This is a genomic window from Roseofilum halophilum BLCC-M91 (assembly GCF_030068445.1).
Taxonomy (GTDB): domain Bacteria; phylum Cyanobacteriota; class Cyanobacteriia; order Cyanobacteriales; family Desertifilaceae; genus Roseofilum; species Roseofilum halophilum.
In genome coordinates, this window is sequence record NZ_JAQPOK010000047.1 from 1 (window position 1) to 9,639 (window position 9,639).

The following is a 9,639-nucleotide window of genomic DNA, read 5'->3' on the forward strand; positions in this document are numbered from 1 at the left end:
ATACCAAGCCTGAGTTCTTTCATGGAGCGCTTTGTTGTAAACTAATCTTACACAACCCAAAGTGCGCCGCAATAGCGACTCTTGCTCTAAGGTTGGGTAAAATCGGTAGTTAAATGCTCTTTCCATGTGGGATTCAAAGGAGTTCTCACATTGTAGCACCTAAGATGTAATTGTGGTAGCCTATGGTTAGTAAAGCCGCCCTTCCAGGGCGGGGTTTCAGACCCAATTTTTCTGATGATATGAAAATGATTGAACTGAGCAATAACATATTAATCATTGAATCTCTGCTCACCAGAGAAGAATGCAATCAACTCATCGATCAATCTGAAACAATAGGCTACTCCGAAGCAGATATTCAAGTCCATGAAGGTCGTCAACATTTACCCAAAATCCGGAATAATCACAGAGTCAACCTATACTCAGAACCCCTCGCCCAAGAATTATGGCATCAACTCGCCTCCTATACCTTACCCATCTATGAAAGAAAACAGGCGATCGGTCTATCCCCCTATTTCCGTTTCTATCGATATACCCAAGGCCAGAAATTTAAGATCCACCAAGATGGCCGTCAAAATGTAGAGGGCAATGAAACCTTATTCACCCTGTTAATTTTCCTGAGCGAAGATTTTAAAGGGGGCGAGACCCTATTTCGACAAGACCGGACGACCATCACCCCTAAAACCGGTCATGCTTTAATTTTTGAGCATCGATTATGGCACAAAGGATGTATAGTCGAAGAGGGCATCAAGTATGTATTACGCACCGATATTGTGTACAGTCCCTAATGCCGTGTCTCTTGGGTCTTATGATTGCCCTCTGCCCTGAGCCATCATCCTATCTATCCATTCACTCAGTTGCCCACAGATCTCTTATAATCAAAGCAATTTGTTTATTCTCAGTTCAGTTTTGCTCATGTACCTCATCCGACTCATAAAATTTATTCAACCTTCTGCCAGAATCTGGAAATTGATTCTCAGAGTCTGTATGGTTGCTCTGATTTTATCTGGACTCTGTAGTTCTCCAGCCCTTAGTCAGATCCCGCTTTTCCCCACATCAGAACCTCAAAACTCTACCTCTGCCCTAGGGTGGAATATTAATGAAATGTATGATTGTGGCAATATTTTATGCAGTCCGGTCTATGTCGATGGCAATTTCTTGTTTTCGGTCACCTCTTTGCCCGAAAATCAGCTCAACAGTGGAGATCAATACATTCTTTCAGCAGAGGAACGAGCCAAAAATATTCAAAACACCCTCTATAGAATCATTAATTCTAAACAACTCTATGACCTGCAACAGCAAGAAACAGAAGAAAATTATAATGCTTCGTCTCTAAAAATAGAAGTTGGGGAATTATTTGGTCAAACCGTAGTCTTTTTACCCGATCAAGAAGGGCTGGTTTCTCGTAAAATTGTAACCATCACTGAACTGGATGCTCGCTACGCAGAAAAACAAATTTCTAATTTAGCAGAAGAATGGAAAAATACACTTGAACAGCAACTTCATAAATCCATCTCCGAGCGAGAAAAACTATTCACAGTACCCTTTCAACCCTTGAAAACTGTCGCTAGGAGGCTACTCTGGATTATCTTTATCAGCCTCTCCATTTATGTAATCTACCGATTAATCAAAGCTTGGGATCGTAAACTCCGTCGCACGCTTCAAGAACTCGATAACAGTATCGCCTTCAATGCTGAATCAGGCTCATCAGAAAATTCAACCTCCTTCTCTAGCGAGAGGGATTCATCTTCTTCTGAGTCATTCCCTAACAACTTAGCCTGGATATTAAAAGGCAATAATATCAAACTCCCCGGCTTTTGGAAACAACTGAATGACACGACCACCCAATTAGAATCTCTTTTGCAAGTTTTGCCTCAACTCTTGATCAAGCGCCGCACATTCCTGAAGCAACAGCGTAACTTCCTAAATCTGATTCTACAATTACTCTTGACTGTGCAATTTCTGATTTGGTCTTGGGGAGGAGCTGCTTTAGTTAATGTTTATCCTCAAACGCGAAATTATCAACATTTTTTCTGGGAATTGAGTTTAAATTTACCCCTGGTTTGGGTGTCGATCATCATTCTCAATAAACTGGGCGATTTCTTAATTGAATGGTCTCTGAGTCGATGGGCTAGATATTCGGCCCGTCAGGAATCGAGTTCCTCTTCTCGCTATGTCTTAAGAGCGAATACTTATTCAACAGCTCTCACCCAACTCACTGGCTTTATTTTTATCACTCTGGGTTTACTGATGACCTTGCGGTTATTGGGTTTTTCTCCAGCCATACTAGCAAGTTTTGGGGTAATTGCGGTGACCCTAAGTTGGTTTTCCCAAAATACGGTTCAAGATTTACTCAATGGCGCTCTAATCTTGTGGAATGACCGTTACGCCGTTGGAGATGTGGTGGATATTAATGGAGTGGGTGGATTAGTGGAGAAGCTGAATTTATATATGACCCAATTGCGAAATTTAGATGGAGAAGCGATTACGATTCCTAATGGGTCTGTGGGTATAGTCCGCAATATGACTAAGGATTGGTCGCGGGTGAATTTTAGTGTGGTAATTGCCTATGATGCAGATTTAAATCGGGCGATGGAATTGATTGAAGAAACAGCCTCAGCCATGAGAAAAGAACCCACCTGGGAGAATATCATTACTGATGATTTGCAAATGTTGGGAGTGGATGAACTGTCTCACCAAGGGGTTTTGATCCGTGCCCTCATCCGAACTCAACCGATCAGACAATGGGATGTGGCTCGTGAGTTTCGTCGGCGACTGAAGTTAGTGTTTGAAAAAGAAGGGATTGGAATAGGAGTTCCACAACAGTCTGTGCGACTTAAGGATTATTCTCCTGTGGTTTCTTTAGGGTCGCAACCCATGAAATAAGAGTTACTCTCCTACTCTCTTGGCATCCTTAAATAAGCGGTTTTCCAAAACGGCGGCTACGACGCGATGATCCTCGTCTTGGGAGAGGGTTTGTAGGGCAGACTGAGCTGCTTGTGAGCCTTCAAACTTTTGGAGGGCCCAAGCGACTTTGCGACGAATGCGCCATTCGGGTGAAGCGCTCAGGGGTAAAAGGGTTTCTAGGGCTGCTTGTTGTTTGCCCGTATTGACCAGGCAAGCGAGTCCTTCTATGGAGGCTTCAACAATGGTGAGATCGTCGCTCTCTAAGCCGCATAGACCCACTTCTAATAGGGCTTCTGGATGGCCGAGGTCAGCGAGGGCGGCGATGATGCTGCGACGGAGTAACCAATGATCGTCTTGATGAAAGGCGATGACGAGATGGGAGATGGCGACTTGACCGGCATAGGAGAGGGAGTTGGCGGCTTCGGAGCGCACGTTGGGGTCTGGATCTCGCTTGAGCAGTTCGAGCAGAGCGGGAAAGGTGTCGGGGGATTGTTTGCGCCCTAGTCCCATGGCGACGAAGGAGCGGACGAGAAAATCGGGGTCGTTGATTTTACTCATCAGTAGGGGGAGTGCATCTTGACTGCTGTAGTCTTTGAGGGCGGTGACGGCTTTGAGTCGGTCTTGGGAATTGGAGCTGTTGAGGGCGGTTTGGATTTGATGCAGTTCCATAGGGTTTGGCGATCTCTTGTGTTACGTTTCTTAAAATTTTAACCACAGAGTCCAAGATTTGGGAAGATGATAGGAATTACTGCATCGTAGATTGAGTGTTAATACCCGAACTAAAGTCCTATGTCTGAATCTAACTCTACTCAAGCGACTGCTCAAGAGATCGAAGAAGTGATTCGTGAATTAGAACAATATCGCGAACGTCTGGTTAATGATGTCCTGGGCGTTTCTCGTAAGGTCAAACTCTCTCAAAAGAAGGCGTTGGAAAAGTTGGCCAATCATCCGGAAATTATCAAAATCGATCGTGCGCTTCAGGAATTGCGTGCCAGTCAAGGCTAGTCGGATGAGGAAGGAGGAACGCTAAAGTTTGTCCTCTTGATTGAATGGAGAAGTTAATGGGTGGAAAGCAGATATGTTGAGTGCTTCTGTTCAGGAGTTGATTCGTAAAGCTCAAATTGTCAGTTTTGAGAGTTGGATTGGATCGGTGCAGCCGGAAGTGCTTCAGGTGTTTGAACAGGCGAACCAAGAGCGTCAGTATTTGACGGATGAGCAGTTGAATCGGTTGGCTAGTCTAGGAGAGGAGCAGGGGGAATGGTTAGCCATTGCTAAGGATTTGCGCGATCGCTCTTCTGGGATTATTGATGGCGCTAGGTCTCAGGTTTTAGAGCAGTTTCCCCAGATTAGCCAACCTGGAGGCTCGTTATATCCGGAAAAACGGGCGGAAAATTGCTGGCGGGATTTCTGGCATTTTTTGCGCTGTATTCATTATGGTGTGGCGGGTGCGTCTCCCCAATATACGAGTGCAGAGGGTCTGCATTATATGGATTTGTTGTATCAGGAATTAGAGGTTCCTTTGGATGCTATGGTGGTGGGTCTCGAAGCTATGAAACAGATTGCTATTGAACTGTGTGGTGGGAATAAAAAGACAGAGTTATTGCCCTATTTCGATCATTTGATCGATCGCCTGAAGGGATTTGAAGGTTATAGAAATTAGAGGAGGAAGGGAAATGTCTATGGAGCGATTTCGGTATTTCTTTGAGTGTTGCGTGGGGGAATGGGTGACGGAAAGGACTTATCACTATTTGACGGTGCAGGAAGTGGAGCGATCGCGCACGGAATTTGCGATCGCTCCCCTATCGACAGCAGCGAAAACCCAAGTTCTCAAGGACAACCAGCGCCCCGATCTGGAGAATATCGAATCCTTGTGTGGTTTCCATTTAGGATTTAATACTGTCTCGGAAAAAGGGGAACGGGTTTCCCAGCAGCTTAATATGCTGTTTGTGCCCCATGAGGAGACCTCTGGAGTCTTAACTGGGGATTATTTGCGCGATCGCGCCTACGAAGAGAGCCAGCCTAAAGTCGCCCAATTCCGCTTTGATCCCCAAAGTCTGGAATTATTGATGAAAACAAATTATACTCGTGTTGTTTCCGTAGACTCGATTACCCTGATCAATCCCACTCTCAGAATTCGGCGCATTTTCAACTACCATCGCCCCGCAGAAGGGCAACCCCTCGATCAATTAGCGCTTGTGGGATTTGGAGTTGAACAAAAACAAATTAGCTCCTCAACATAGGAATCGCTAAATCGCTCATATTCTGAGAACATGAGCGAGATTAGCCCCGTTAAGCGGGCAAAACTTTACAATTCTTCACACTTTCTCGACCGACCCTCGGTGTATAAATGAGGAGACGGAAACTAGCAATAAACTGGAAACAACTGGGATAAAGTCAGAAAACCGCCTGAATTCTAGGATTAGTGTTTTCTGAATTAAAATGTTAAGTTTATTAACGTTTTCAAGCATCATTCCCAGGAATCAACCCTTTTGTAGACCCTCTTTGAAAGGAGATTAGTATAAATGCCTTTTGGACCCGCGTCGGAATTAGGAGTTTCTGTATACGAAGAAACCGACCCCATTGAACTCTGGCCAGGACAATCGGGTGAAGAAGTCGAAGCCGTAATTCGGGCGGTTTACCGCCAAGTTTTAGGCAATTCCTATGTCATGGAAAACGAACGCCTGAGCGTCCCTGAATCTCAACTGAAGCGGGGAGAAATCAGTGTTCGCGAGTTTGTGCGTCAGGTAGCCAAATCTGGCTTATATCGCACTCGTTTCTTTGACTCTTGCCCTCCCTTTCGCTTGATTGAGTTAAACTTCAAACATCTATTGGGTCGCGCTCCCGATAGCTATGAAGAAATGCAAGTTCATGGTGCAATCCTGAATGAGCAAGGCTTTGAAGCGGATATTGATTCCTACATCGATAGCGACGAGTATCAAAATACCTTTGGGGAAAATATTGTTCCCTATGTGCGCGGCTACAAAAGCGAAGGCGTAAAAAATCTGGTGGGCTTCACCCATATGTTCCAACTGATGCGTGGCCCTGGAAGCAGCGACTTCAAAGGAAGCTTGTCCGGCAATCGTCCTCGCCTAAATAAACTGGTGATTCAAGGAACTCCAACTGCGGTTGTGCCACCTTCTGGTGGTGTCGGCGGTTGGTCTTTCCAAGAACCGCCCGCCAGCGCTCGGACTCGTCTGGGTGCAGGTGCAACGGAAGGCGGAACAGTTTACCGGGTCGAAGTGACCGGTTATAGTTCCCCAGGCGCTTTCAATCGGATGCCCAAATTCCGTTGGAGCAACAAAGTGCTGTTGGTTCCCTTTGATCAACTCTCTGATACCTATCAGCGAATTCACAAACAAGGGGGTAAGATTGCCAGCATTACTGCGGTGAATTAATCTCGATTAGCCCGATCGATTGGTGGCAGTGGGATGGGTTGCATCCTGCTGCCCCATTTCTGTGAAGTAGCCTAGGCAACGGAACAGCTTGCACAACTGTGCCAAGGTCGTTGCTTAAGCAGCATAGGCGATCGCCGGAAAAAACAAGCAAAAGATGAGTATTTTATGGGATTAGAGCCAAAATCCTTACACCAGCCCATGGTGCGTCTGCAAATCGAGGGGGGGAGCTACCCCAATCAGCGTCACGCCCGAACTGGGTTAACCGTGCGCCAAAGTCAGCTATCTCAAACTATACAACGGATTCACCGTTTTGGTGGTAAAATCCTAGCAGTGGAACAGGTGAAAGTCTTTAACCCATTCGAGATCGAGGCTTCTGCAAGGGACGATCGGGGGATTTCGGAGGCTTTCGAGTCTGTAGAGAACCCAGAATCATCGAGCGATCGCCCCCCAGAACCTCCAGATCCAGACCCCAGAGATTCTGAATTAATCGCTCAAAGCCCAAATTCAAAACCGCTTGCAGTTGAGGAACCCAAAACACCCTCGGCCGTTTATTCCCGGCTTCCTGGGCGCAAAGTGAATCCGTCGGAGATCAAACCGGTGCGCTCTCATCGGGTCAAAACCGCGAAATCCGATCAAAAACCATTTCGCCACCGCCAATTATCTCGCGCCAAGCAAAGACGGCTCTTTTTCCGCAGTCAACCTTTGAGAAGACGGCGGCGACGATAAAGGTAGGCAATAGGCAAGAGATTATGGATCTTAAGCAATTTGTAAAACAGTCAATTGGGCGATGGCGATCGCAACGCAGCGGCCATCATTTAGCCTTTGCCCATTTTGAGGAAGTACGCTCAACCATCGATATCATGGCCCTAGACCCCCAAGATCCGGGGGTATTGGCAGTTTGTGACTTATATGAGATCGATCCAGCCGCGATCGAATCCCCATTTAAGATGTCTTGGGAAGGAGAATCAGATTGGGATGAAGACGAAGAACTCAAAGGCTCCTGTATTTTAGTGCCCATTCCCGACCCCGATCGCCCCCAGAAAGGCCAACTTCTGCGCGATCGCGGTTATGCCGAAACTATTCCGGCGATCGGTCAATATTCCCTCAATGATGAAGGGATATTTACCCTGATCACCAGCTACGAGCGGGCGGCCGCTGAAGAGCGAATTTGGTTTACAACTCCTAATGTCCGCTTTCGAGTCTCCCTAATTAAAACCCAAGATGGTCAAGGCGTTACCACCGCTTCTTTCTCCTCCGAAATCCGGTCATCCTCCTAAACCTTGAGATTCTTGGCTCAACTGTAGCGTTATCCTCGATCCCCATATAGATCGACAGCACCCTTTAAGATATAATAGAGGGATCATAAACAAAGGGTTAAGGTCAATCCTGGCCAGGCCAACCTATAGCAAACTGTTCCATGACCTCTAGCGTATCTACGTCCTATTCTCAGGAACTGATCCGATTGGCTCATTGGTTAGCTGGAGATTTTAGCAATCATCAGCAAGCCTATAACCATCCCACATTATATGCCCATATTCATGTCCTGTGGCGACCCCTACCCTGGGAATTTTTTCAAGGCATCGGGTTTTATTCCGAGCAAGTCTATGACTACGATCTGTGGAGTCCATACCGTCAAGGGGTACATCGATTAGTCGATCGCGGCGATCGCATCTATATCGAAAACTATAGCTTACAAGACCCCATGCTGTATGCCGGTTCAGCGCGAGAATTAAGCATTCTGCATACCATCACCCCCCAGGCGATCCAAAGGCGTTACCACTGCTCCATGGTTTTCCAATGGGACGGAACTCGCTATCGAGGATCGGTCGAACCCGGAAATCAATGTCTCATTCATCGGAAAGGCCATCAAACCTACTTAGTTAGTGAAGTAGAACTGACAGAAACGACTTGGAAAAGTCTAGATCGAGGAATGGATGTCCATACCCACGAACAGATTTGGGGGTCAAAAGAAGGAGCATTAGAATTTGAAAAAATCACCAGTTTTGCCCATGAAGTCTCCCCTGCATCAGAATAATCGTTCTCCCATTTCCGTAGAAGAGTATAAGGCTTTCCCCTAACTGATTCTGAACCCTTTCAACCGCTTGAAAACCAGGAAGGATAAACAAGTGTAAAAAAAGATAAACGTTAACCCCAAATTTGCTAAAATGGCTAAAGAGACAAAAACTAATCGCACCCAATACTCAGAGTCAAAAATGAAGTTAGGAATTTCTATTACCCCCACTGGAAAAGAGCTACTGAACGAGATGGCGAAAACCACCAAGTTATCGCGCTCAGAGTTGATAGAGCGGATGTCAAGGGGATATATCAGCGTTAAAAGTGAGCTGACTAATACCATTCTAACTTTAGACTTTGAGTCCAAATATGGGAAGTCCAACGGTTCAGAAAATGAAGGAAAGTTTCCCGCGCTGAAAAATATTGCCGTCAGCCAAAGCTCTGCCGACGCAGCTACCCCAACTTCAGCCGAAGTCGATGAACTGAAAAAAGCATTGGCCAACAAAGATAAAAGTCTGGCAAACTTACAAGAAAAGCTGGCCGTTTATCAGCAAAAGGCAGCGACGGGAGAGGCTCTAAAAGAAGAAGTAGTTCAAAAAGAAGAGACGATTTCTGAGTTGCAAGCCCAAATCAAACAGCTTCAGCACAACCAGGACGCGGTAAAGACTCAAGCAGCAGGGAAAAACCAAGAGGCGATCGCCGCTTGGGAGCAAAAAGTAGCAGATCAAGAACAAATCATCGCTCAACTGCAAGCCCAAGTGAACCAACTTCAGCAAACCCATGAGGCTCTAAAAAATACCACCGTCTCCAAAGAGGATTATGAAGCCCTTCAAGCCCAGGTATTACAGGAGCAACAACAGCACGACAATAACCAGTCTATCGATCGTCAAGAGTATGAAGCCCTAGAACGTAAGCTGCAACAACACTCTCAGGTAATTGATGGTCTCCAGACCCAATTAAAAAGCGTGAAAACACCCCATGCGAAAGAAATGGAATTGCGATCGCAACTGCATCTCCAGCAGCAAACCATCCAAGCGTTAGAAGAAAAAATGCAGCAAATGCAGCAGTTCTCGGCGATCGGTGAATATCACTTAAACCGGTGGCGCAGCCATACCTTTTAAGCCAGTAGGGGCGGGTGAACCAACCATCCACAAATCCCATCCATAACCTTTGTAAACCCGCCCCCACACGGAAAAATGACGAGAGCTTGGTAGCCCCGTCGTTTCAACGCGGGGCGGAAAAGCGAACAGCGGTTTCAACCGCCGTGATGAGGATCGTTGATGTATTCCAGAATCTTGGCAGTGCTGACTTTCCCCGTGGTGTCATA

At 46.2% G+C, this 9,639-nt stretch carries 12 protein-coding genes; 10 read left to right on the forward strand and 2 right to left on the reverse strand.

Features of this window, described 5'->3' with window-relative positions:
* Positions 1-126, reverse strand: a 126-nt coding sequence (locus PJF56_RS22085; RefSeq protein ID WP_347179458.1) for a helix-turn-helix domain-containing protein, incomplete at its 3' end; no start/stop codon positions are given.
* A 56-nt stretch (positions 127-182) separates the two neighbouring features.
* Here PJF56_RS22085 and PJF56_RS05975 point away from each other — a divergent pair.
* Together PJF56_RS05975 and PJF56_RS05980 are read left to right on the forward strand one after the other, a co-directional pair.
* Entirely contained in the window at positions 183-785 is a 603-nt protein-coding gene (locus PJF56_RS05975; RefSeq protein ID WP_283761735.1) for a 2OG-Fe(II) oxygenase, read from the forward strand.
* A 199-nt stretch (positions 786-984) separates the two neighbouring features.
* Positions 985-2,883, forward strand: coding sequence for a mechanosensitive ion channel family protein (locus tag PJF56_RS05980; RefSeq protein WP_283761736.1), 1,899 nt, complete (start codon positions 985-987; stop codon positions 2,881-2,883).
* Positions 2,884-2,886: 3 nt separating this feature from the next.
* Here the strand turns inward: PJF56_RS05980 and PJF56_RS05985 are convergent, their stop codons facing one another.
* Positions 2,887-3,573: a HEAT repeat domain-containing protein gene (locus PJF56_RS05985; protein ID WP_283761737.1), complete on the reverse strand. Its 687-nt coding sequence runs from the start codon at positions 3,571-3,573 to the stop codon at positions 2,887-2,889.
* Between the two features lie 120 nt (positions 3,574-3,693).
* On the opposite strand from PJF56_RS05985, the gene PJF56_RS05990 reads away from it, so the two are divergent.
* The 8 genes from PJF56_RS05990 to PJF56_RS06025 all read left to right on the forward strand — a co-directional run bounded on the left by PJF56_RS05990 (position 3,694) and on the right by PJF56_RS06025 (position 9,433).
* Positions 3,694-3,909 carry a hypothetical protein gene (locus PJF56_RS05990; RefSeq protein WP_283761738.1) on the forward strand — a complete coding sequence of 72 codons (216 nt, stop codon included), beginning with the start codon at positions 3,694-3,696 and terminating at the stop codon, positions 3,907-3,909.
* Between the two features lie 73 nt (positions 3,910-3,982).
* On the forward strand, positions 3,983-4,564 hold the full coding sequence (locus PJF56_RS05995; RefSeq protein WP_283761739.1) for a globin family protein: 582 nt from the start codon (positions 3,983-3,985) through the stop codon (positions 4,562-4,564).
* Between the two features lie 13 nt (positions 4,565-4,577).
* On the forward strand, positions 4,578-5,144 hold the full coding sequence (locus tag PJF56_RS06000) for a phycobiliprotein lyase (protein ID WP_283761740.1): 567 nt from the start codon (positions 4,578-4,580) through the stop codon (positions 5,142-5,144).
* Between the two features lie 282 nt (positions 5,145-5,426).
* Positions 5,427-6,299 (forward strand): phycobilisome linker polypeptide, encoded by an 873-nt coding sequence (locus PJF56_RS06005; protein WP_283761741.1) that lies wholly within the window; start codon positions 5,427-5,429, stop codon positions 6,297-6,299.
* 165 nt (positions 6,300-6,464) lie between these two features.
* A complete protein-coding gene (locus PJF56_RS06010; RefSeq protein WP_283761742.1) occupies positions 6,465-7,025 on the forward strand; it encodes a rod-capping linker protein CpcD domain-containing protein in 561 nt (186 codons plus the stop codon).
* Between the two features lie 23 nt (positions 7,026-7,048).
* Complete coding sequence (locus PJF56_RS06015) at positions 7,049-7,576, forward strand: phycobiliprotein lyase (RefSeq protein WP_283761743.1); 528 nt, start codon at positions 7,049-7,051, stop codon at positions 7,574-7,576.
* 140 nt (positions 7,577-7,716) lie between these two features.
* Positions 7,717-8,334, forward strand: a complete 618-nt coding sequence (locus tag PJF56_RS06020; protein WP_283761744.1) for a chromophore lyase CpcT/CpeT — start codon at positions 7,717-7,719, stop codon at positions 8,332-8,334.
* Between the two features lie 130 nt (positions 8,335-8,464).
* Positions 8,465-9,433 carry a coiled-coil domain-containing protein gene (locus PJF56_RS06025; RefSeq protein ID WP_283761745.1) on the forward strand — a complete coding sequence of 323 codons (969 nt, stop codon included), beginning with the start codon at positions 8,465-8,467 and terminating at the stop codon, positions 9,431-9,433.
* Positions 9,434-9,639 lie beyond the last annotated feature (206 nt).

Coding starts and splice junctions, on each gene's coding strand:
- PJF56_RS05975 (WP_283761735.1), top strand. CDS start 183: ATGGTTAGTAAAGCCGCCCTTCCAGGGCGGGGTTTCAGACCCAATTTT.
- PJF56_RS05980 (WP_283761736.1), top strand. CDS start 985: ATGGTTGCTCTGATTTTATCTGGACTCTGTAGTTCTCCAGCCCTTAGT.
- PJF56_RS05985 (WP_283761737.1), bottom strand. CDS start 3,573: ATGGAACTGCATCAAATCCAAACCGCCCTCAACAGCTCCAATTCCCAA.
- PJF56_RS05990 (WP_283761738.1), top strand. CDS start 3,694: ATGTCTGAATCTAACTCTACTCAAGCGACTGCTCAAGAGATCGAAGAA.
- PJF56_RS05995 (WP_283761739.1), top strand. CDS start 3,983: ATGTTGAGTGCTTCTGTTCAGGAGTTGATTCGTAAAGCTCAAATTGTC.
- PJF56_RS06000 (WP_283761740.1), top strand. CDS start 4,578: ATGTCTATGGAGCGATTTCGGTATTTCTTTGAGTGTTGCGTGGGGGAA.
- PJF56_RS06005 (WP_283761741.1), top strand. CDS start 5,427: ATGCCTTTTGGACCCGCGTCGGAATTAGGAGTTTCTGTATACGAAGAA.
- PJF56_RS06010 (WP_283761742.1), top strand. CDS start 6,465: ATGGGATTAGAGCCAAAATCCTTACACCAGCCCATGGTGCGTCTGCAA.
- PJF56_RS06015 (WP_283761743.1), top strand. CDS start 7,049: ATGGATCTTAAGCAATTTGTAAAACAGTCAATTGGGCGATGGCGATCG.
- PJF56_RS06020 (WP_283761744.1), top strand. CDS start 7,717: ATGACCTCTAGCGTATCTACGTCCTATTCTCAGGAACTGATCCGATTG.
- PJF56_RS06025 (WP_283761745.1), top strand. CDS start 8,465: ATGGCTAAAGAGACAAAAACTAATCGCACCCAATACTCAGAGTCAAAA.